Below are 21,421 nucleotides of genomic sequence, written 5' to 3'. Positions count from 1 at the left end.
GGCTCAGCGGCTGGTGGCGGCCTCCGGCTCGGCGGTCGCCCGCTGCTGCCCCGACGGCGCGGCCGCCCGCACCAGCCAGAGCACCAGCAGCCCGCCGGCGATGCCGGCGGCAGCGCACACCAGGTAGACGTCGCGGAGTCCGCTGGCGTAGGCGGTGCCCAGCAGGTCGGCCAGGGTCGCCCGGTCCGCGGCCGGCGCGGCGCCCACCAGCTGGCCGGCCTGGCCCGCGGTCAGCGCGGCGGCGGTGCCCGCGGCGTCCGGCGCCCCGCCGTCCCGCAGCGCTGCTGTCGCCTGCGCGGTGAAGACGCTGCCCAGCACGGCCACGCCGAGGGCGAAGCCGAGCTGGCGGGCGGTGTTCACCGCACCGGAGGCCATCCCGCTGCGCTCCCGGGGCACGGTCGCCAGCGCCGCCGAGGCCAGCGTCGGGTTGGCGACGCCGACCCCGATGCCGAGCACCGCGAGCCCGGGCACCAGCACCCGCCAGGTCGAGTCGGCGTCGACCAGGGCCAGCAGCAGGGAGGCGACGCCAACCAGCGTCAGCCCGCCGCCGAGCACCCACCGCGGCGCCATCGTCTGCAGGGACCGCCCGGCCAGCGCGGCGACGACGAAGCTGCAGACCGACAGCGGGATGAAGACCAGCCCGCCCTGGAGCGGGGAGAGGCCGAGCACCGACTGGAGCCACAGCGAGGTGTAGAGGCTGGCGGAGAAGGCGGCCGCGTTCAGCAGCAGGGCGCCCAGCATGATCCCGGTGAACGACCGGTTGCCGAACAGCGAGACGTCGAGCATCGGCGCCCGGCGACCGCGCTCGACCAGCACCCACCCGGCCAGGACGACGAGCCCGGCGGCCAGCGGTCCCCAGGCGACCAGCGCGCCCCAGCCGTCGGCGGCGGCGCGCACCAGGCCGAAGACGATGCCACCGGCGCCCAGGGTGAACAGGGCGATGCCCGGGACGTCGGGCGCCGGCGCGTGCGGCTGGCGGGACTCCTGCACGGCGGCCAGCGTCACCGCGACGGCGAACACGCTGATCGGCAGGTTCACGAAGAAGATCCACCGCCAGGACAGCTCGGTGAGCGCGCCGCCGAGGATCGGGCCCAGCGCCGCGGCGGCACCGACCACCGCACCCCAGACGCCGAACGCGGTGCCGCGGTCCCGGCCCTCGTAGCTGGTGTTGATCAGCGCGATGGTGGTGGCCAGCATCGCGGCACCGCCGACCCCCTGCACCGCCCGCGCCACGATCAAGAGCTCGGCGTTCGGGGCGAGGCCGCAGGCCAGCGAGGCGAGCGCGAAGAGCACCAGCCCGACGACGTAGGCCCGGCGCCGGCCGTACAGGTCGGCCAGCGAGCCGGCGCCGAGCACCAGCGCGGCCAAGCCGAGGGCGTACACGTCCACCACCCACTGCAGCTGGCCGAAGCTGGTGCCGAGGTCGACGGCCATGTCGGGGAGGGCGACGTTCACGATGGTGACGTCGACGAGGAGCATGAACGTGCCGGTGCAGATCGCGACCAGCGGCAACCACTTGCGCATGACTGCACACTCTGCGACCGGTTGTGCCCCACCGACCACTCGGACGGCCGACGCTGACGCGATCCTCCACGCCCCGGGCCACTCGTGCATGATGACGACGTGATCGACGCCATCGACCGTCAGATCGTGCATGCCATGCAGGTCGACGGCCGGGCCCCGTTCAGCCGGGTGGCCACCGTGCTGGGCGTCTCGGAGCAGACCGTTGCCCGGCGCTGGCGGCGGCTGCGGGCCGACGGCGTCGTCCGGGTGCTGGGGCTGACCACCCCGGAGGCGACCGAGCCGAGCTGGCACATCAGGGTCCGGGTCCAGCCGGCCGCGGCGGGCGCGGTCGCCGACGCGCTGGCCCGCCGTCCCGACGTCTCGTGGGTCAGCCTCACCGCCGGCGGCGCGGAGATCACCTGCTCGACCAAGCCGCGCACCCCCCGGCAGCGCGACGCGCTGCTGCTGGACCGGCTGCCGCGCACCGTGCAGGTGATCGACCTGACCGCGTTCTCGGTGCTGCACGCCTACGTCGGCGGGGTGTACGAGTGGACCGGGTTCGACGACCCGCTCACCGCCGAGCAGATCACCGCCCTGGACTCCGGGCACCCGGCCACCGGCGGCACACCGCTCGCCCTCGACCCGGACGACGACCTGCTGCTGGCGGCGCTGGCCACCGACGGCCGGCTCAGCTACGCGGAACTGGCCGGCGTCACTGGCTGGTCGGAGAGCCGGGTGGCCCGCCGGGTCGACGCGCTGCGGGCCGCCGGCACCCTCTACTTCGACCTGGAGATCGCCACCGAGCTGCTCGGCCACCCGGTGAGCGCGCTGCTCTGGCTCGGCGTCGCCCCGGCCGACATCGCGCACGTCGGGGAGTCGCTGGCCCGCGAGCCGGAGACCGCCTTCACCGCGGTCGTCACCGGGCCGGTCAACGTGCTGGTGGCGGTCACCTGCCGGGACACCGCGCACCTGTACCGCTTCCTCACCGACCGGGTCGGCGCGCTGCCGGTGCGCACGCTGGAGACCTCGACGGTGCTGCGCCGGGTCAAGCAGGCCGGCAGCCTGATGGACGGCCCGCGGCTGACCGACCCCGAGCCTCCCCCGGTCCGCGGCCGCTGAGCGCTTGGCTTTGGATCAGGTCCCCTGATCAAAGGCCGTCCCCCCGCACCGACGTTGCTGCGGGAGGACGGCGTTCGATCAGGGGACCTGATCCCAACGCCGCCACCCCCGTCAACCACCGCGGGCGACGCGGAGGGCGGCCTGGAGCATCGGCAGCTGGAACGGGATGCGGGCGACGGCCACCGCGAGCTTCCGCCGGTCGTGCCGCAGCGACCGCACGGTCTGCAGGTGCGCGGGCAGCACCCCGGCCAGCACCGCCACCGCGGCCCAGCCCCCGGCCCGCCGGGTCGCGGGCACCGCGAGCAGCGCCGCGGTGGCCAGCTCGGCGACGCCGCTGCCGGTCACCCACGGCCGGGCCGGGCCGAGCTCCGGCGGGATCATCCAGTCGTAGGTCCGCGGCCGGACCAGGTGCAGCGCGCCGCTGCCGGCCAACCCCGCCGCGATCACCAGCGCCCGTCCGTCAGTCCCCATGCCCACACCGTAGGGTCCGCGGACGTGTCCGCTGTCGACCTGCTGATCGCCGCCGGGGTCGCGCTGCTGGCCGGCGGGGTCAACTCCATCGCCGGCGGCGGCTCGCTGATCCTCTTCCCCACGCTGGTCGCGCTGGGGCTGGGCACGGTGCAGGCCAACGTCACCAACTCGATCGCCCAGTGGCCCGGCTACGTCGGCGGGGTGCTCGGCTTCCGCGCGCAGTACGCCGGGCAGCGCGGGCGGCTGGTCCGCTTCGGCCTCACCGCGGTCGTCGGCGGGACGGTGGGCTCGGTGCTGCTGCTCACCACCCCGAGCGAGGCGTTCGACTCCGTCGTCCCGGTGCTGGTGTTCCTGGCCAGCATCCTGCTGGCCTTCCAGCCGCTGATCACCCGACGGCTCCGCCGCCGCGAGGACGACGGCCGCACCGGCGACCCGGCGTGGCTCTACGTCGCACTGTTCCTGGCCACCGTCTACGGCGGCTACTTCGGCGGGGCGCTGGGGGTCATCCTGGTCGGCGTCCTGGGCCTGGGCCTGGGCCGGCTGAAGCTGGCCAACGCGATGAAGAGCGCCATCTCGCTGATCACCGCCACCGTCACCGTGGTGGTCTTCGGCATCTGGGCCGACGTCGCCTGGGAGTACGTCGCCGTCTGCGCCCCGGCGAGCCTGGTCGGCGGATTCCTCGGCGCCAAGGTCGCCACCCGCATCCCGAGCACCCCGCTGCGGGTCCTGATCGTGGTCTTCGGCGTCGCGGTGGCGGTCTACCTGTTCCTCCGCGGCTGAGGTGGTCGGCCTGCTCGGGGTCGCCCTGGCTCGGGGTCGCCCTGGCCGGCGCCCAGCTGGTCGGCACGCTGGCCGCCGCCGCCCATGACTCCCGGCGCGCTGATCGCCGTACCCGGCGCGCTGCTCCTCGTGGCGCTGCGGATCTCAGCGCCGTCGGGCTGGCCACCGTGCCGCTCACCCTGGCCGTCGCCACCACCGCGCTGTGGGCGGCCCTGCAGGTCTGAGCCCGTTGATCATCGGCGATCGGCGGGCCGACACGCGGGCAGGGGCAGCCGTTCGCCGATGATCAACGGCGGCTCGGCTACTCCCCGCCGCGGCCTGGCTCGCCGATGGACACCATCGCCTCGACCGCGCGGCGGGCCTTGGCGGCCACCTGCGGGTCGACGTCGATGGCCCCCTCACCGGTGCGCAGCGTGTGCAGCAGCTTGGCCGGGGTGATCATCTTCATGTAGCGGCAGGACGCCCGCTGGTTCATCGGGATGAACTCGGTGCCCGAGTTCAGCGACCGCAGCTGGTGCAGGATGCCGATCTCGGTGGCCACCAGCACCTGCGGGGCCTTGGTCGCGGCGGCCGCCTCGACCATGCCGCCGGTCGACAGCACCCGGGTGCGGTCGGCGGGCAGGTCGCCGTGGCTGACCAGGTCCAGCACCGAGGTGGTGCAGCCGCACTCGGGGTGCACCAGGATCTCCGCACCCGGGTGGGCGGCGATCTGCGAGCGCACGTCGGCGGGGCTGATCCCGGCGTGCACGTGGCACTCCCCGGCCCAGATGTAGATGTTCTCCCGGCCGGTCACCCGCTTGACGTGCGCGCCGAGGAACTGGTCGGGGCAGAACAGCACCTCCCGGTCCGCCGGGATGGAGCGGATGACGTCGGCGGCGTTGGACGACGTGCAGCAGATGTCGGTCTCGGCCTTGACCGCCGCGGTCGTGTTCACGTAGCTGACGACGACGGCGCCGGGGTGCTCGGCCTTCCACTCCCGCAGCTGCTCGGCGGTGATGCTGTCGGCCAGCGAGCAGCCCGCGGCGTGGTCGGGCAGCAGCACCGTCTTGTCCGGGGAGAGGATCTTCGCGGTCTCGGCCATGAAGTGCACGCCGCAGAAGACGATCTCGCGGGCGTCGGTCTCCGCGGCCACCCGGGACAGGTACAGCGAGTCCCCGGTGAAGTGGGCGACGTCCTGGATCTCGGGCACCTGGTAGTTGTGCGCCAGGACGACGGCGCCGCGGGCGTCGGCGAGCTGCCGCACCTCGGCGGCCCAGGCCTCGTACTCGGCGTCGGACATCGTCCGGTCACCCGTCACGCGGGCGGTGCTGGTCGTCGCGGTCATCGAGGTGCTCCCGGCTGCTGGCTGTCCACCTGTCCCCACCAGTGTCCCCCGGACCGGCGGGGCTCCGGGCCACCCCTAGGATGCAGCTGCTCGTACAACGTTCAAGCACCGATCGGGGATCCCTCTCATGCGCCGTCGTCCGCTCGCCACGCTGGCGCTCCTGGCCGCCGCGGCCGTCACCGTCAGCGGCTGCGCCGCGGAGGAGACCGCCGACGACACGGCGTCGTCCGGCTCGGGCAGCTGCACCCCCGGCGACCTGCCCACCCTCGAGGACGGCACGCTCACCATCGGCACCGACGCCCCGGCCTACGAGCCGTGGTTCAGCGGCGACGACCCGACCAACGGCGAGGGCTTCGAGTCCGCCGTCGCCTACGCGGTGGCCGAGGAGCTCGGCTACGCCGAGGACGACGTCACCTGGGTGACCGCCCAGTTCAACAGCGTCATCCAGCCCGGCGCGAAGTCCTTCGACTTCGACGTCAACCAGTTCTCCATCACCGACGAGCGCCGCCAGGCCGTCGACTTCTCCTCGCCGTACTACGACGTCAGCCAGGCCGTGATCACCACCGCCGGCTCGGCCGCCGAGGGCGCGACCAGCCTGGCCGACCTCGCCGGCCTGCGGCTCGGCGCCCAGGTGGGCACCACCAGCCTCGACGTGCTGATCGAGACGATCGCCCCGGACAGCGACCCGGTGGTCTTCAACACCAACGACGACGCCAAGCTCGCGCTGCAGAACGGCCAGGTCGACGCGATCGTCGTCGACCTGCCCACCGCCTTCTTCATCACCGCGGCCGAGCTCGACGACGGCGTGATCGTCGGCCAGGTCGCCGATTCCGGCACCGCCGCCGACCAGTTCGGCCTGGTGCTGGCCAAGGACAGCCCGCTCACCGACTGCGTCAGCCAGGCCGTCGACGCGCTGCGCGAGGACGGCACGCTCGCCGACCTCGAGCAGGAGTGGCTGTCCGACGTCGCCGACGCCCCCGTCCTGTCCTGACCCCCGTGCCGGACGGCGCCCTCCCGCCGCCCAGCGACCTCGAGCTCTCCCGCCGGGCCTGGCGCCGCAGCCGGGCCCGGCGGTCGACGCTGGTCGCGCTGGGCTCCACGCTGCTGTTCGCGGTGGTCGCCTGGCTGGCGGTAACCCGGTCACCGGGCTGGCCGCGGGTGCAGGCGACGTTCTTCTCCCCGCAGGTGGCGTGGGAGTCGCTGCCCGACATCGCCCGCGGGCTGCTGCTGAACCTGCAGGTCCTGGTGGTCGGCGGGCTGCTGGTGCTGGTCTGCGGGCTGGCCGTGGCGGTGCTGCGGACGCTGCGCGGGCCCGCGCTCGCGCCGGTGCGGATCGTGGCGACCGCCTACGTCGACCTCTTCCGCGGCGTCCCGCTGATCATCGTGCTGTACCTCGTCGGCTTCGGGTTCCCCGCCCTCGGCCTGCAGGGCATGCCCACCTCGCCCTTCGTGCTGGGCACGGCGGCGATCGTGCTCACCTACTCGGCCTACGTCGCCGAGGTGTTCCGCGCCGGCATCGAGTCGGTGCACCCCAGCCAGCGCGCCGCTGCCCGGTCGCTGGGCCTCACCCACCGGCAGAGCATGCGGATCGTGGTGCTGCCCCAGGCGATGCGCACGGTCACCCCGGCCCTGCTCAACGACTTCGTCGCGCTGCAGAAGGACGTCGGGCTGATCTCCGTGCTCGGCGCGATCGACGCCGTCCGGTCCGCGCAGATCCAGGTCGGGCAGAGCTTCAACTTCACCCCGTACGTGGTGGCCGGCCTGCTGTTCGTGCTGCTGGCCGTGCCCTCCGCGCGGCTGGCGGACGCCGTCTCGGCGCGCGCCCGCCGGCGCCAGCAGTCAGGGAGCCTCCTGTGACGACCACCCCCCGGACGACGCCGCAGCCGGTGCTCGAGGTCCGCGGTGTGGTCAAGGCCTTCGGGACCAACGTCGTGCTGCGCGGGGTGGACCTCGAGGTCGACGAGCACCAGGTGGTGGCGCTGATCGGCGGCTCGGGCTCGGGCAAGTCGACGCTGCTGCGCTGCGCCAGCCTGCTGGAGACCGTCGACGACGGCCAGGTGCTGCTCGACGGCGACGACGTCACCGACCCGCGGGTGGACGCCGACGCCGTCCGCCGCCGGCTGGGCGTGGTGTTCCAGGCCTACAACCTCTTCCCGCACCTGTCGGTGCTGGACAACGTCACCCTGGCGCCCACCGTCGTGCACGGCCGCCCGAAGGCCGACGTGCGCGAGGAGGCGCTGGGCCTGCTGGAGCGGATCGGGCTGGCCGACAAGGCCGCCGAGTACCCCGACCGGCTCTCCGGCGGCCAGCAGCAGCGGGTGGCGATCGTCCGCGCGCTGGCGGTGCGGCCCCGGGTGCTGCTGCTCGACGAGATCACCAGCGCGCTGGACCCCGAGCTGGTCGGTGAGGTGCTGCGCGTCGTCCGGGAGGTCGCCGCGCAGGGGATGACCATCGTGATGGCCACCCACGAGATGGGCTTCGCCCGGCAGGTCGCCGACACCGTGGCGTTCCTCGACGGCGGCGTGGTGCTGGAGTCCGGCCCGCCCGCGCAGGTGCTGGGCGACCCGGTCGAAGCCCGCACCCGCCAGTTCCTGGCCCGGGTCATCGACGCCGGCCGCCTCTGACCCCGCCGTCCGCGAGCTCCCGCGCGCCTACCCACACGCGCTTTCGCGCGCCTTCCCACGCGCGGTTTCGCGCGCCTTCCCACGCGCGGTTTCGCGCGCCTTCCCACGCGCGGTCCCGCGCGCGGGGGTGGTCAGGCCAGGTGGGACGTGTCGTTGACCAGGCGCACCGTGGTGCGGCCGTCGGAGGACCAGGTCACCGTCGACAGCGACGCCGCCTCCAGGAACACCCGGTGCACGATGTCGTCGCCCACGCCCAGCCCGGCGGCGAGCAGCAGCTTGATCGGCGTGACGTGGCTGACCAGCAGCACGGTCGCCCCGGCGTGCCGCTCCAGCACGCGGGCACGCGCGCGGGCGACCCGGGCGGAGACGTCGGCCACCGACTCGCCACCCGGCGGGCGGACCGTGGTGTCCCCGGCCCAGCGACGGTAGGCCAGCGGGCTCTTCGCCTGCGCCTCGGCCGCGGTCAGCCCCTCCCACGCGCCGAAGTCCAGCTCTCGCAGGTCGCCGTCCACCTCCACCGGGACGCCGAGGACGGCTGCGGCGGCCTCGGCGGTCTGCCGGGTGCGCTGCAGCGGGGAGGCGACGATGACGTCGATGCCGCGGCCGGCCAGGTGCTGGGCCGCCGCGGCGGCGTCGGCGCGGCCGAGGTCGGACAGCGGCAGGTCGCTGCTGCCGCTGAACCGGCGCTCCGGGGTGTGCTCGGTGCGGCCGTGCCGCAGCAGGTGCAGCGTGGTGACGACGACCGGCGCGGGCTCGGTGACCGGCTGGACGTCGTCCTCGACCACGACCGGCTCGGTGGCGAGGTCCCGGCGGACCGGCCGGCCGTCCATGGCGCTGTTGGCCAGCGCGTCGGCCGCACCGTTCTGCGCGCGCGGCACCCAGGTGTAGCGCACCGACCCCAGCTGCCGGGCGATGTCCCGCGCCTGGACGGCGAGCGCCTTCATGTCCGGGTGCTTGATCTGCCAGCGGCCCGACATCTGCTCCACGACGAGCTTGGAGTCCATCCGCACCTCGACGCTCGCCGTCGGGTCGAGGTCGAGGGCCGCCTGCAGGCCGGCCACGAGCCCGCCGTACTCCGCGACGTTGTTGGTCGCCCGCCCGACCGACTCCGCACGCTCGGCGAGCAGCCGGCCGGTGTCGGCGTCCCGGACCAGCGCGCCGTAGCCGGCCGGCCCGGGGTTGCCCCGCGATCCGCCGTCCGCCTCGACCACGAACCGCCGCGTCACAGCGCACCCCGTCCGGCTCCGGACTCGTTCCGCTCCTCGGTCGCTGGCGCTCCCTGCGATGCTCGCTCGCCCGTCGTCCTCACAGCCCGGACTCGGCGTTGCGCACCAGGATCCGGCCGCAGTTCTCGCAGCGCAGCACGGTGTGCGGGTCGGCGTTGCGGTAGGCGGCCAGCTCGGTGCCGTAGAACTCGATCCGGCAGCCCTCGCAGCGCCCGGCGTGCAGGTGCGCCGCGCCGGTGCCGCCGGTCTGCTTGGCGATCCGCTCGTACAGCGCCAGCAGCGGCGCGGACACGGCGCCGGCGATCTCGTCCCGGGTCGCCCGGTGCTGCGCCATCGCCTGGGCGATGTCGGCGAGGGCGGCGTCGCGGCGCTGCTCGGCGGCGTCCTGGTCGGCCTGGGCACCGGCCAGCCCGCCCTGCGCCGTGGCCAGCGCGGTGTCGGCGGCCTCGCGGCGCTCCATCAGCTCGAGCACCTGGTCCTCGAGGTCGGACTGCCGGCGCTGCAGCGACTCGAGCTCGTGCTGCAGCCCGGTGATCTCCTTGGGCGTCGCGCTCCCCGAGTCGATCCGCGACTGGTCGCGCGCGGCGCGCTGCCGGACGGTGTCCACGTCGCCCTCCAGCCGCTTCTGCTCGCGGTCGAGGTCGCGCACCTCGGTCTCGGCCCGGACGACGTCGTCGGACAGGGTCCGCTGCGCCTCCTGGGCCGCCTCGACGGCGGCGAGCTCGGGAAGGGTCCGCTGGCGGTGGGCGAGTTGCGCGAGGGCGACGTCCTCCGCAGCGAGGGCCAGCAGCTTCTGCTGGTCGAAGTGGTCAGCCTGCACCCGGCCAACCTACCCGCGCGCGCCGCCGCCCTTCCCCCGGATCAGTCGGTCTGCTCCTCGGCCGACCGCAGCCGGGTGCCCTCGACGTCGCCGTGCCCGTGCTCGTCCCGCCCGGCGGGCTGCTGCTGGCCGATCTGCCAGGTCCACGGGTCGGTGGGCCGGGCCGAGACGGCGACCTGCACCCGGCCGGCCAGGTCGCGGTGCAGCAGGTCCGCGGCGACCGGCAGCCACGGCCACTCGGAGGCGAAGTGCGCCACGTCGACCAGCGCCGGCCCGGTGCTCTCGGTGGCGTCGGAGGCGGCGTGGTGCTTGAGGTCGCTGGTGACGAACACGTCGGCACCGGCCGCGGTGGCGGCGTCCAGCATCGAGGCGCCGCTGCCCCCGCAGACGGCCACGGTGCGCACGAGCCGGTCCGGGTCGCCGGCGATGCGCACCCCGCCGGGGGTGCCGGGCAGCGCCGCGGCGACCCGGTCGGCGAAGTCGCGCAGCAGGACCGGCCGGCGGAGCTCGCCGACCCGGCCCAGGCCCGCGCGGCTCGGGGTCGCGGAGTTCTCGAAGAAGGCGTAGCCCGGGTCCTCGTAGGGGTGCAGGTCGAGCAGCGCCCGCAGCACCGCGGCGCGGCGGGCGCGGGGCACCACCATCTCCAGCCGGATCTCCGGCACCCGCTCGACCTCGCCGCGCCGGCCGATGGCCGGGTGGGTCTCCTCGCCGGGGATGAAGGTGCCGGTGCCGGTGGTCTGCCAGACGCAGCGGGTGTAGTCGCCGATGACGCCGGCGCCGGCCGCGGACAGCGCGTCGACGAGCTGGTCGCTGACGCCCACCGGCGCGAAGACCACCAGCGTGTCGGTCTCCGGCGCGGACACCGACTCCAGCGGGCGGACGTCGCCCAGCCCGAGGGCCGTGGCGAGCGCGTCGTTGACGCCGTGGTCGGGGGCCCGGTCGGCGTTGGTGTGCGCGGTGAACAGCGCGACGCCGGCCCGCACCAGCCGGTGCACCAGCCGGCCCTTGGGGTCGCTGGCCGGCACCCCGTGCACCGGGGTGAGCAGCAGCGGGTGGTGGGTGACCAGCAGGTCGACGCCGGCGGCGACGGCCTCGTCGACGACGGCGGCCGTCGGGTCGACGGCGAACATCACCGAGCGGACGGGCTCCTCGGGGTCGCCGCAGACCAGTCCGACGGCGTCCCAGTCCTCGGCCAGCGCGGGGTCGTACCGGGCGTCCAGGGCGGCGATCACCTCGCCGAGCGCGAGGCCGGGCAGCGGCAGCTCGCGGACCGTCGCCGTCCGGTCCTCCTGCCCCGGGAGGGCCACGAGCTCGGACTGGGCGTCGGCCCGCCACGGACGGCCTGTCGTGCGCGAGGCACCTGCCGAGGAGCTGCTCAGCGGCCGTCCGGACAGCTCGGGTGAGGTCGTGGTCATCGCCCGGCGTTCGCGCGCGGGCCCCCAACCGGATGGGCGGTCCGCCGGGTCAGCTGTCGGCTCGGAGGTGGTGCTCACCGGGTGGGGGTCGTCCTGGTCATGCTCCGGTGGTGCCCCCGTGGGGCGCCCGGCTAACGGCCGGACAGCGAGCGGACCATCACGGTCCGCTGCCCGTGCCGGTCCAGGCCCAGTGCCCGTTCCCGCCGCCGCAGCTCCTGCAGCCCGGGCGTGGGCTGGTCGAGGGGCCGCCAGCCGTGCCGGGCGTAGAACGGCGCGTTCCACGGGACGTCGGCGTAGGTGACGAGGGTCACCCGGTCCGCGCCGTGCTCCCGGGCCGCCGCCACGGTCGCCGCGAGCAGGGCACCGCCGATGCCGCGGCGGCCTGCGGCGGGGTGCACGGACAGCTGCTCGAGGTGGACGGCGCCGTCGACGAGCTCCAGCACGGCGAACCCCCGCACCGGCCGGCCGGCCACCAGCACCCGCCAGGCGCGGGACCGCTCCCCGGCCGGCGGCGGGGGCGGCAGGTCGGTGATCCCCAGCGGCCGGAACAGCTCGTCGGCCGCGGCCTCCACCGCGGCCAGCTGCGCCAGGTCAGCAGCGTCGGCGGTGCGCACCTCGGTCACCCGGCCACCCTGCCCCGCCCGGCGACACCGGTCGAGCGGGTTGTAGCCGGCGGGGCCCGGCGGGCGGGGACCCTTGACCGGCGCCCGGGGCGCTGGGAGGTTCCGCACCGTGGACACGACGGTGGCGCAGCGGACGTCGACGGACCGGGTGACCTGGCGGTCGGTGGCGGTGCTGGCGCCGCTCCTCGTCGTCCCGGGCCTGGTCTACGTGGTCACCGTCCTGCGGCCGTACGACCACGGCGGCGGGCAGCTGCTGGTCGGGTACGCCGCGCTGCTGCTCGCACCGCTCGGCGCGCTGCTGGCCCTGGGCGGCGCGGTGCTGCAGCTCTTGGCCGTCTCCTCCTCCGACCGGCGGACGGTGACGCCGGCCGCCGCCGGCGCGCTCGCCGTCCTCGCCCTGTGCGCGCTGGCCGTCGTGGTCTGGTTCGCGTCCCCGGCCGGCACCGCCGTGACCACCTGGCAGCTCGACTGAGACCGGCCGCCGACCGTCCCGGACCCGGCTGCGTCAGTCCATCAGCGGGTCGGCGTCCTCGTCGGCGGTGAACGCCGCCCACAGCGCCGCGTACGCCCCGCCGGCGGCGAGCAGGTCGTCGTGGGTGCCGACCTCGACCACCCGGCCGTGGTCGAGCACCGCGACCCGGTCGGCGCGGGCGGCGGTGGTGAGCCGGTGGGCGACCACCAGCGTCGTCCGGCGGCGGGCCACCGCGTCGGCCGCGCGGGTGACCGCGGCCTCCGTGGCCAGGTCCAGCGACGCGGTGGCCTCGTCGAAGAGCAGCACGTCCGGGTCGACCAGCTCGGCCCGGGCCAGCGCGAGCAGCTGCCGCTGCCCGGCCGACAACGCCCGGCCCCGCTCCCCCACCCGGGTCCGGTAGCCCTGCGGCAGCCCGGCCACCACCTCGTGCGCGCCGACCGCCCGCGCGGCGGCCTCGACCTCCGCGTCGGTGGCCTCCGGGCGGCCGTAGGCGATCGCGTCCCGCACGGTGCCGGCGAACAGGTACGCCTCCTGCGGCACGACGCCCAGCCGCTGCCGGTACTGCAGCAGGTCCAGCGAGCGCAGGTCGGCGCCGTCCACGCAGACCGCCCCGGACGTCGGGTCGTAGAAGCGGGCGACCAGCTTCACCACCGTCGACTTGCCGGCACCGGTCTCCCCCACCAGGGCCAGCGTCTCCCCCGGCGCGACGGACAGCGAGACGTCCCGCAGCGCCGGGGTCGGCGCGCCGCGGTAGGCGAAGGTGACGTCGGCCAGCCGCACCTCCCCGCGCAGCGGGCCGACCGGGCGGGGGTCGGCGGCGGCCGGCGTCGACTCCGGCGTGCGCAGCAGGTCGCGGAGCCGGCGCAGGCCGACCGAGGCCTGCTGGTAGCTGTCGAAGACCTGGGACAGCTGCTGCACCGGGGCGAAGAAGGTGTCGACGTAGAGCACGAAAGCGATCAGCACGCCGGCGGTGATGGTGCCCGACGACAGCCGGGCCGCACCGACCGCCAGCACCGCGGCGGCGGCCACCTCGGAGAGGAACTCCACGAACGGGAAGTACGTGGCGATGTAGCGCTGGGCGCGGAGCCGGACGTCGCGGTAGCTGCGGGCGTGGGCCTGGAAGACGGCGGTGGAGTGCTCGGTGCGGTTGAACGCCTGGGTCACCCGCACCCCGGCGACGTCCTCCTGCAGCCGGGCGTTGACGGCGCTGACCCGTTCGCGGGCCTCGGTGTACGCCGGCACCGACCGCGCGCGGAACCAGACCGTGGCGACCACCAGCACCGGCAGGGTGGCGACCAGCACCAGCGCCAGCTCGACGTCGAAGAGGAACAGCGCGACCAGCACCCCGACGAGGGTGAGCACGCTGACCACCGCGGTGGTCAGCCCGGTCTGCAGGAACGCCGACAGCGCGTCGACGTCCGTGGTCATCCGGGTCATGATCCGGCCGCCGAGCTCGCGCTCGTAGTAGTCCAGGCCCAGCCGCTGCAGCTGGGCGAAGGTCTTCACCCGCAGCGTGTAGAGCAGCCGCTCGCCGGTGCGCCCGGTCAGCCAGGCCGAGCCCCGGGCGACGGCGAAGTCGGCCAGCACGACCGCCAGCGCGATCCCGGCCACCCCGAGCAGCAGCGACACCGAGCCCGCCGCGATGCCGTCGTCCACGCCGGTGCGCACCAGCGCGGGGATGGCCAGCTGCGCGGCGGTGTCGGCGGCGACCAGGACGAGGGCGGCGGCCAGCGGCCAGCGGAACGGGCGGACCAGCCGCCACAGGGTGAACGCGCGGTCCGCGGCCCGCGCCCGGGTCGCCGGGACGTCCGGCTCGTCGACGGTGGGGGGCAGCCGGTCGACCAGCTCGCGGAGCGCCGCGGTGGGTGCCGCCGCGGCCATCGCGGCACCGCGCCCGCCGATCGAGGCAGCCGGGGCGCGCACCGGGGCGTCGGCGTCCGCGTCGTCCCCGTCGGGGGCGGGCCAGGCCGCCGGGGTGGTGCCGCCGGGCGGGGCGGGCTCCAGCGGGGCCAGGCCGGGGTCCTCGCCGGACAGCAGCAGCCGGTACAGCGGCGAGCGCGCCTCCAGCTCGGCGGCGGTGCCGACGTCGACCACCCGGCCGGCGTCCAGCACCGCCACCCGGTCGGCCAGCGCCAGCGTGGAGCGGCGGTGGGCGACCAGCAGCGTCGTCCGGTCCCGGGTCGCGGTGCGCAGCGCCTCGTGGATGCGGGCCTCGACGGCGGCGTCGACGGCGGAGGTGGCGTCGTCGAGCACCAGCACCCGCGGGTCGACCAGCAGCGCCCGGGCCAGCGCCACCCGCTGCCGCTGCCCGCCGGACAGCGTCAGCCCCTGCTCGCCGACGACGGTGTCGTAGCCGTCGGGCAGCTCGCCGATGAAGCCGTCGGCCTGGGCGGCGCGGGCGGCGGCGCGCACCTCCTCGTCGGTCGCGTCGGGGCGGCCGAAGGCGATGTTGGCCCGCACCGAGTCGGAGAACAGGAAGCTGTCCTCGAACACGACGCCCATCGCCGCGCGCAGCTCGGTGGTGTCCAGGTCGCGGACGTCGCGGCCGCCGATCCGTACCGCCCCGGCGGCGACGTCGTAGAACCGCGGCAGCAGGGCCACCACGCTGGACTTGCCCGACCCCGCGGTGCCGATCAGCGCCAGGGTCTCCCCCGGCTCGACCCGCAGCGAGACGCCGCTGAGCACCGGCCGGTCGTTGTCGTGGGCGAACGTGACGTCGTCCAGCTCGACGGTCAGCGGGCCGTCGGGCAGCGCCCCGGTGCCGGACACCAGCGTCGGCCGGGCGTCGATGACCTCCAGCACCCGCTCGACGCCGGCCCGGGCCTGCTGGCCGATGGTGAGCACGGCGGCCAGCTGCCGCACCGGGGACACCAGCGCGGCGAGGTAGGTGGCGAAGGCCAGGAACGTGCCGAGGGTGATCGTGCCGCGCAGCGCCAGCCAGCCGCCGAGCGCGAGCACCCCGACCTGGCCGAGCGCGGGGATGGCCTGCAGCAGCGGGTTGTAGCGGGCGGTGAACCGGACGACGCGCATCCGGGCGCCGAACAGCCGCCGGGCGCCCTCGTCGATGCGGTCGAGCTCGCGGTCCTCCTGCCCGAAGCCCTTGACCACCCGGACGCCGGTGACCGCGGCCTCGACGTCGCCGGCGACCGCCCCGGCCTGCTGCTGGGCGGCCCAGTTCGCCGGGAACAGGTCGCGCCGCGAGCGCAGGGCCACCCACCACAGCGCCGGGCCGACGGCGAGGGCCACCACGGTGAGCAACGGCGACAGCCAGGCCATCACGCCGAGGGAGACGACGAACAGCAACGCGTTCCCGGTCAGGTTGGGCAGGAAGGCCAGCAGCCCCTGCACTAGCGTGACGTCGCTGATCGCCCGGCTGACCGTCTGCCCGGTCTGCAGCCGGTCCTGCCCCGGCCCGTCCAGCCGGGACAGCGCCGCGGCCAGGTCGTTGCGCAGGTCCATCTGGACGTCGAGGGACAGCCGGCCGGCCAGGTACCGGCGGACGAAGCCGGCGGCGAACCGCAGCGCGCCGGCGAGCACGAGCGCGACGATGAACGGGGTGACGTGGGCCGCCCGGTCCGACCCCGCCGCGGCGACGACCCGGTCGACCACCGCCCGGGTGAGCAGCGGCGCCACCGCGGCGATGACCGAGCCGACCAGCGCGGCGGCGAAGGCGCCGACCAGGTCGCCGCGGTGCCGCAGGCAGTAGCCGACCAGCCGGGCGAGCCAGCCGCCCTCCGGCGGCGGTGCCGCGGCCTCGCCGCGGGTGCTGGCGACCTCGGCGACGGGGGCCGTCACGGGGTGCCCGCCGTCCCGGGCGGGACGACGGGGAGGAGCGGCACGCCGTCCAGTGTGCGACGACCTGCGCGGTCGCGCCGCGACCGGGGTGGCAGGCTCGCAGCGTGGTGGAGCGGGGGTTGCGGGCACCGGCCTGGCTGGAGGAGCTGGTGCGGACCAGCCGCCCGCCGGTGCCGTGGCGGGACGTGGCCCGGTTCGCCCTGGTCGTCCCCGCCCCGCTGGCGCTGGCGATCGTGGTCGGCGGGATGGCCGGCGGCGCGCTCGGCGCCGGGGTCTTCGCGACGATGGGCTCGCTGGCGGCCACCCTGGCCCCGCAGTCGGGGCCGCTGCGGGTGCGGGTGCGCCGGGTCGCCGCGGCGTCGCTGCTGGGCAGCGCCGGCCTGGTGGTCGGGCACGGCCTGAGCGGGGGCGGCTGGCAGCCGGTGGTGCTGATGGCCGTCGTCGCCGCGGTCGCCGCCCTGCTCAGCTCGATCAGCGGCGCGTTCTCCCTCGGCGCCCTGCAGCTGCTGGTCTACACCGCGATCAGCTCCGGTCTGGAGACCCCGCTGCCGCCCGCGGCGGAGGTGGGGTTCTTCCTCGCCGGCTGCGCCTGGGCCGCGCTCGCGGTCCTGGTGCAGTCGCGCACCGAGGCCCTCGACCCGGACCGCGCCTCGGTGGGCGCGGTGTTCGACCGGGTCGCCGACCTGCTCGAGGCCGTGGGCACCGACCGTGCCGAGGACAGCCGCCGCGCGCTGGTCGCCGCGCTCAACGAGGGCTACGACCGGGTGATCCACACCCGCAGCCGGTCAGCCGGCCGCAGCCGCGAGCTGGCCGAGCTGGCCGGGGTGCTCAACTCGGCGGCGCCGCTGGTGGAGGCGGCGGTGGCCAGCGCCCGCGGGGAGGTCGCCGTCGACTCCCGCGACGTCGGCGCGGCCCGCGCCCTGGCCGCGGCGGTCACCCAGCGGCGCCCCGTCCTCGGCGAGCGGCCGCCGCGGGTGGAGGACGGCCCCGCCCCGCGCCGGGCGGTGCGGCACGGCCTCCGGCTGGTGTGGCACGTCGTCGGCGACCCGGAGGAGCGCGCCCGGGCCGCCGTCCGGCCGGCCCAGCTGGACTGGCGGGTGCGGCTGCACGACCTGCAGGACAAGACCGTGGGCAACGCCGACTCCCGCGCCTTCGTCGTCCGGCTGACGCTGTGCATGACCATCGCCGAGGTGGCCCGGCAGCTGCTGCCGATCGAGCGGCCCTACTGGGTGCTGCTCACCGTGGCGATCGTGCTCAAGCCCGACTACGGATCGGTGTTCGCCCGGGCGGTGCACCGCGGTGTCGGCACCCTGCTCGGCGTCCTGATCGGCTCGCTGCTGCTGACCTTCCTGTCCCGGGACGCGTGGGTGCTGCTGCCGATGGCGGTCGCCGCCGGCGCGCTGCCCTGGGCGCGCAACGGCAGCTTCGGGCTGTTCTCGGTCTTCCAGACCCCGCTGGTCATCCTGCTGCTGGACCTGGCCACCCCCAGCGGCGCCGAGCTGGTCGGCGCCCGGCTGGTGGACACCCTCATCGGCTGCGCCATCGTGCTGGTGTTCGGCTACCTGCTGTGGCCGCAGACCTGGCAGGCGCCGCTGGACGACGCCCTGCGGGGCGCGGTCCTGGCGCTGGACCGGTTCCTGCACGCCGCCTTCCACGAGAGCCCGGCGGACACCCGGCGGGCGCGCCGGGCCAGCTACCGCGCGCTGACCGAGCTGCAGACCCAGCTGCAGCGCCGGCTGGCCGAGCCGCCGCCGATCAGCACCCGGGCCGCGGCGTGGTGGCCGGTGATCGTCCAGCTGGAGCGGACGTCGGACGCCGTCACCGAGGCGGTCATCGCGATGCGCGCCGGAGAGCCGCAGCCCGAGCGGGCGCAGGTCGACGTGCTGCGCAAGGCCGTCCGGCAGCTCGAGGCGGACCTGCGCGAGCACCGGCTCCCCGACGACGCCGAGATCGACGCCGAGGGGGTGCTGGCCCCGGTGGCCCGGGAGGTCGACGCGGCCCGCCGCCTGGTGCGGGAGACCGCACCGGGACGACCGGTGGGGGTCCACGGTCCCGACGACTGACCGGGGTCAGCCCGTCGCGGGCTGGAGGCCGGCCAGCAGCGCCGCGGCCGCGGCGGCGGGCAGCGGCCGGTGGAACAGGAAGCCCTGGGCCTGGTCGCAGCCTTCCCGCCGCAGCCGCTCCAGCTGGCCGGGTTCCTCGACGCCCTCGGCCACCACGGTCAGGCCGAAGGTGTGCGCCGCCCGGATCATCAGCGCGACCAGCTCCCGGTGGCCGTGGTCACGGGAGCCGATGAAGCTGCGGTCGATCTTGACGGTGTCGACCGGCATGTGCCGGAGCTGGCCGATCGAGGTGTAGCCGGTGCCGAAGTCGTCGATGGCCACCGCGACGCCCAGCCGGCGCAGCGCGGCCAGGTTCTCGATCGCCACGGGGTCGTCGACCAGCACGGTCTCGGTGACCTCCAGCACGAGCAGTGCCGGGGGCAGCCCGGAGGCGGCGAGCACGTCGGCCACGTCCTGCACGACCCGGCGGTCGGCCAGGTGCCGGCCGGAGATGTTGACCGCCACCGTGGGCTCGGGGACGCCGGGCACCGCGGGGAGGGCGCGCCGCCAGGCGGCCAGCTGCCGGGTCGCCTCCGCCAGCACCCAGCGGTCCAGGTCGCAGACCAGCCGGGAGGCCTCGGCGACCGGCACGAAGTCGTCCGGCGACACCCAGCCGTGGCCCGGTCGCTGCCAGCGGACGAGGGCCTCGAAGCCGTGCAGCCGGCCGTCGGCGACGTCGACCACCGGCTGGTAGTGCAGCTCCATCTCGCCGGCCACCAGGGCGGAGGCGATGGCGGCCTCCATCTCGGCGCGGTCGGCGAGCTGGGCGCGGAGCACGTCGTCGAAGACCTCGGCACGGCCGCGCCCGAGCCGCTTGGCGCGGTAGGTGGCGGTGTCGGCCTCGGCGAGCAGCACGTCGGCGTCGACGGAGCCGTCCCGGCTGACGGCCACCCCCACGCTGGCCCCGACCCGGACGACGTGGTCGCCGACGGCGATCGGGTCGCCCACGGCGGTGATCAGCCGGCCGGCGAGCTCCAGCAGGTCGCCCTCGCCGTCCACCGGCTCGACGAGCACGACGAACTCGTCCCCGCCCAGCCGGCAGACGGTGTCGCCGGCCCGGACGACGGCTCCCAGCCGGGTGGCGACCTCCTTGAGGACGTCGTCGCCGACGGCGTGGCCGTGGTGGTCGTTGACCGTCTTGAACCCGTCGAGGTCCAGGAACAGCAGGCCGGTCATCGAGCCCGACCGGCGGCCGCGGGCGAGGGCGGCTGAGGTCAGCTGCAGCGCCTGGCCCCGGTTGGGCAGCGCGGTCAGCTGGTCGTGGGTGGCCTGGTGGGCCAGCGCCGACTGGAGCTCCTCGCGCTGCCGGACCGAGCTGACGATCTGCCGGACCGAGGCGTGCACGACCTCGCCGAGCGGACCGGGCAGCGGCTGGTCGAGCAGGGCGTTGGACAGGTCGCCGTGGGCGACGGCCCGGGCCTGGTCCTGGATGCGGCGCAGGCTGGCCACCGCCGCGCCGAGGGCGGCCGAGACGGTCCGCACCTCCCAGGGGCCGTCGACCTCGACGTCCACCAGGGACCCGCGGCTGACCTGCTCCGCCTGCCCGGCCAGCAGACCGAGCGAGCGGGAGACGGTGCGGCCGAGCAGGAAGGCGCCGGCGACCGACAGCAGCAGCAGGCCGGCGCCCAGCGCCAGCGCCGTCGCCCGGCCCGCGTCGGCCGCCCGGTGGTCGGCCGCGGCGAGCGCCTGGGCGTCGTCGACGGCGACGTCCAGCACGTCGGCGAGCAGCGAGCTGCGGGCCACGTGGGCGCGCACCAGCTCCAGCGCCTCCTCGACCGGCATGGCCGTGACGCCGTCGCCGGCGTACCGGGTCAGCACCTCGTCGACGGCGGTGAAGGTGGGTGAGGCGCGGCCGCTCGCCCAGGCCACCCGCAGGTCGCTCTGCGACAGCTCGTCCAGCTGCCGGTACGCGCTGACGTAGTCCACCCAGGCGTTCTCCCAGGACAGCGCCGCGTAGCCCACGGGGTTGCCGCCGGCCAGCTGCGCACTCAGGAACAGCGGCACCACCTGACCGGCACGCTGGGTGAGGGCGGCGACCAGCTCCACGTCTCGGGTCGCCTGGGAGGTGGCCAGCGGGGCCTCCTCCGCGTTCGCCGCCGCGGCTGCGGCGCGTTCGGCGTTCATCAGGCCCTTGATGACGTCGAGGTAGGTGACGTAGGCGTCGACCACCCCCAGCCCGGCCGCGGCCACCTGCTCGCGGACGGTGGCCAGGTGGCCGGCCGCGCGGTCACCGGCCGCGGCACCGGCGGACCCCGCCGACAGCAGGGCCAGCGCCCGGTCCGTCGTCCGCTGCGCGCGGCCGAAGGCGACCTCCGCCTGCAGCCGGTCGGCCGCGTCCACGGCCGGGGTGCGGCCGGGTGCGTCGGTGGTGTCCAGGACGGCCAGCGACAGCGCCGGCACGACCTCCTCCTCGACGCTGCTGCGGACGGCGTCCAGCATCGCCACCGCGTGCACCGCCGCCGCGGCGCGGACGGCGCTGGCCGCCTCCTCCGTGCGCAGCCGGACGATGCCCCAGGTCAGGACGCCGACGCCGATGAGCGGGACGAGGACGAGCGCGGTGAGGTACGCCCACAGCGGCGCCCGGCGCCTGCTGCGGACGCACGTCGACCGGGGGGACGTCACAGCAGTCGCATCGACCGTCCGGGACCGGACGTTGAGCCGCCTGACCCGTCCGGGTGAGGCCGGTCACACCGGGACGTCGGCGGTGGGCCTCACTCCCGGACGTCGGCCGGGCCGTCGGACATCGGCAGGCCGGCGGCGACCCAGGCCTCGACCCCGCCGGCCAGGTCGGTGGCCCGGTGCAGCCCGACCGACCGCAGCGAGGCGGCGGCCAGGCTGGAGCTGTAGCCGTGCCGGCAGACCACGACCACCTGCAGGTCCGGCCCGGTGGCCTCCGGCACCCGCCACGGCGAGGCCGGGTCCAGCCGCCACTCCAGGACGGTGCGGTCGATGACCAGGGCACCGGGGAACTCGCCCTGGACCCGGCGGTGGGACTCCGTCCGGGTGTCGACCACCAGGGCGCCGGCCGCGACCGCGGCGACCAGCTCGTGCGGCGTCAGCCGGTGCACACCGGCCCGGCTGGCGGCCAGCACGTCGTCGATGCCCACGACCGCAGCGTGCCCGACGGGCTGCGGCGGTCGGCGGACC

General features: G+C 75.9%; 17 protein-coding genes. 7 read left to right on the top strand and 10 right to left on the bottom strand.

What is annotated here, in order from left to right:
• Positions 1-3: 3 nt before the first annotated feature.
• A complete protein-coding gene (locus tag HL054_RS04270) occupies positions 4-1,524 on the bottom strand; it encodes an MFS transporter (protein ID WP_369137517.1) in 1,521 nt (506 codons plus the stop codon).
• 99 nt (positions 1,525-1,623) lie between these two features.
• Here HL054_RS04270 and HL054_RS04265 point away from each other — a divergent pair, with 99 nt between their 5' ends.
• On the top strand, positions 1,624-2,622 hold the full coding sequence (locus HL054_RS04265) for an Lrp/AsnC family transcriptional regulator (protein ID WP_369137516.1): 999 nt from the start codon (positions 1,624-1,626) through the stop codon (positions 2,620-2,622).
• Positions 2,623-2,733: 111 nt separating this feature from the next.
• Here the strand turns inward: HL054_RS04265 and HL054_RS04260 are convergent, their stop codons facing one another.
• Positions 2,734-3,093 (bottom strand): DoxX family protein, encoded by a 360-nt coding sequence (locus tag HL054_RS04260; protein WP_369137515.1) that lies wholly within the window; start codon positions 3,091-3,093, stop codon positions 2,734-2,736.
• Positions 3,094-3,117: 24 nt separating this feature from the next.
• Between HL054_RS04260 and HL054_RS04255 the strand changes: the two genes are divergently transcribed.
• Positions 3,118-3,873, top strand: coding sequence for a sulfite exporter TauE/SafE family protein (locus tag HL054_RS04255; RefSeq protein WP_369137514.1), 756 nt, complete (start codon positions 3,118-3,120; stop codon positions 3,871-3,873).
• Positions 3,874-4,174: 301 nt separating this feature from the next.
• On the opposite strand, the gene nadA is transcribed toward HL054_RS04255, so the two are convergent.
• Positions 4,175-5,197 (bottom strand): quinolinate synthase NadA, encoded by a 1,023-nt coding sequence (gene nadA, locus HL054_RS04250; RefSeq protein ID WP_369137513.1) that lies wholly within the window; start codon positions 5,195-5,197, stop codon positions 4,175-4,177.
• Positions 5,198-5,324: 127 nt separating this feature from the next.
• Between nadA and HL054_RS04245 the strand changes: the two genes are divergently transcribed.
• Genes HL054_RS04245 through HL054_RS04235 form a run of 3 tightly spaced genes read left to right on the top strand, consistent with a single transcriptional unit; the run spans position 5,325 to position 7,821 of the window.
• Positions 5,325-6,188: an ABC transporter substrate-binding protein gene (locus tag HL054_RS04245; RefSeq protein ID WP_369137512.1), complete on the top strand. Its 864-nt coding sequence runs from the start codon at positions 5,325-5,327 to the stop codon at positions 6,186-6,188.
• Positions 6,189-6,193: 5 nt separating this feature from the next.
• A complete protein-coding gene (locus HL054_RS04240; protein ID WP_369137511.1) occupies positions 6,194-7,054 on the top strand; it encodes an amino acid ABC transporter permease in 861 nt (286 codons plus the stop codon).
• Positions 7,051-7,821 carry an amino acid ABC transporter ATP-binding protein gene (locus tag HL054_RS04235; RefSeq protein ID WP_369137510.1) on the top strand — a complete coding sequence of 257 codons (771 nt, stop codon included), beginning with the start codon at positions 7,051-7,053 and terminating at the stop codon, positions 7,819-7,821. Before HL054_RS04240 ends, HL054_RS04235 begins: the two co-directional genes overlap by 4 nt.
• A gap of 131 nt (positions 7,822-7,952) precedes the next feature.
• Here the strand turns inward: HL054_RS04235 and HL054_RS04230 are convergent, their stop codons facing one another.
• The 4 genes from HL054_RS04230 to HL054_RS04215 all read right to left on the bottom strand — a co-directional run bounded on the left by HL054_RS04230 (position 7,953) and on the right by HL054_RS04215 (position 11,905).
• Positions 7,953-9,047 carry a bifunctional RNase H/acid phosphatase gene (locus HL054_RS04230; RefSeq protein ID WP_369137509.1) on the bottom strand — a complete coding sequence of 365 codons (1,095 nt, stop codon included), beginning with the start codon at positions 9,045-9,047 and terminating at the stop codon, positions 7,953-7,955.
• A gap of 79 nt (positions 9,048-9,126) precedes the next feature.
• Positions 9,127-9,867: a zinc ribbon domain-containing protein gene (locus tag HL054_RS04225; RefSeq protein ID WP_369137507.1), complete on the bottom strand. Its 741-nt coding sequence runs from the start codon at positions 9,865-9,867 to the stop codon at positions 9,127-9,129.
• Between the two features lie 41 nt (positions 9,868-9,908).
• Positions 9,909-11,282, bottom strand: a complete 1,374-nt coding sequence (locus HL054_RS04220) for a Nif3-like dinuclear metal center hexameric protein (RefSeq protein ID WP_369137506.1) — start codon at positions 11,280-11,282, stop codon at positions 9,909-9,911.
• 131 nt (positions 11,283-11,413) lie between these two features.
• Complete coding sequence (locus HL054_RS04215; protein ID WP_369137505.1) at positions 11,414-11,905, bottom strand: GNAT family N-acetyltransferase; 492 nt, start codon at positions 11,903-11,905, stop codon at positions 11,414-11,416.
• Between the two features lie 109 nt (positions 11,906-12,014).
• On the opposite strand from HL054_RS04215, the gene HL054_RS04210 reads away from it, so the two are divergent.
• The gene (locus HL054_RS04210; protein ID WP_369137504.1) at positions 12,015-12,377 is read left to right on the top strand and encodes a hypothetical protein; all 363 of its coding nucleotides are present in this window, start codon (positions 12,015-12,017) and stop codon (positions 12,375-12,377) included.
• Positions 12,378-12,410: 33 nt separating this feature from the next.
• Here HL054_RS04210 and HL054_RS04205 read toward each other — a convergent pair whose 3' ends face one another.
• Complete coding sequence (locus HL054_RS04205; protein WP_369137503.1) at positions 12,411-16,172, bottom strand: ABC transporter ATP-binding protein; 3,762 nt, start codon at positions 16,170-16,172, stop codon at positions 12,411-12,413.
• Positions 16,173-16,276: 104 nt separating this feature from the next.
• Here HL054_RS04205 and HL054_RS04200 point away from each other — a divergent pair, with 104 nt between their 5' ends.
• A complete protein-coding gene (locus tag HL054_RS04200; protein WP_369137502.1) occupies positions 16,277-18,235 on the top strand; it encodes an FUSC family protein in 1,959 nt (652 codons plus the stop codon).
• Between the two features lie 6 nt (positions 18,236-18,241).
• Here the strand turns inward: HL054_RS04200 and HL054_RS04195 are convergent, their stop codons facing one another.
• Entirely contained in the window at positions 18,242-20,896 is a 2,655-nt protein-coding gene (locus HL054_RS04195; RefSeq protein WP_369137501.1) for a putative bifunctional diguanylate cyclase/phosphodiesterase, read from the bottom strand.
• Positions 20,897-20,985: 89 nt separating this feature from the next.
• The gene (locus tag HL054_RS04190) at positions 20,986-21,381 is read right to left on the bottom strand and encodes a rhodanese-like domain-containing protein (RefSeq protein ID WP_369137500.1); all 396 of its coding nucleotides are present in this window, start codon (positions 21,379-21,381) and stop codon (positions 20,986-20,988) included.
• Between the last annotated feature and the right edge of the window lie 40 nt (positions 21,382-21,421).

The sequence above is a fragment of the Modestobacter versicolor genome (genome assembly GCF_041028285.1).
In the GTDB taxonomy this organism is placed as follows: domain Bacteria; phylum Actinomycetota; class Actinomycetes; order Mycobacteriales; family Geodermatophilaceae; genus Modestobacter; species Modestobacter versicolor_A.
This window is presented reverse-complemented; position numbering and strand designations above follow the sequence as displayed.

What these genes read in the sequence shown, in the direction of transcription:
- HL054_RS04270 (WP_369137517.1), bottom strand. Translation starts at nt 1,524, where the DNA reads ATGCGCAAGTGGTTGCCGCTGGTCGCGATCTGCACCGGCACGTTCATG.
- HL054_RS04260 (WP_369137515.1), bottom strand. Translation starts at nt 3,093, where the DNA reads ATGGGGACTGACGGACGGGCGCTGGTGATCGCGGCGGGGTTGGCCGGC.
- nadA (WP_369137513.1), bottom strand. Translation starts at nt 5,197, where the DNA reads ATGACCGCGACGACCAGCACCGCCCGCGTGACGGGTGACCGGACGATG.
- HL054_RS04245 (WP_369137512.1), top strand. Translation starts at nt 5,325, where the DNA reads ATGCGCCGTCGTCCGCTCGCCACGCTGGCGCTCCTGGCCGCCGCGGCC.
- HL054_RS04220 (WP_369137506.1), bottom strand. Translation starts at nt 11,282, where the DNA reads ATGACCACGACCTCACCCGAGCTGTCCGGACGGCCGCTGAGCAGCTCC.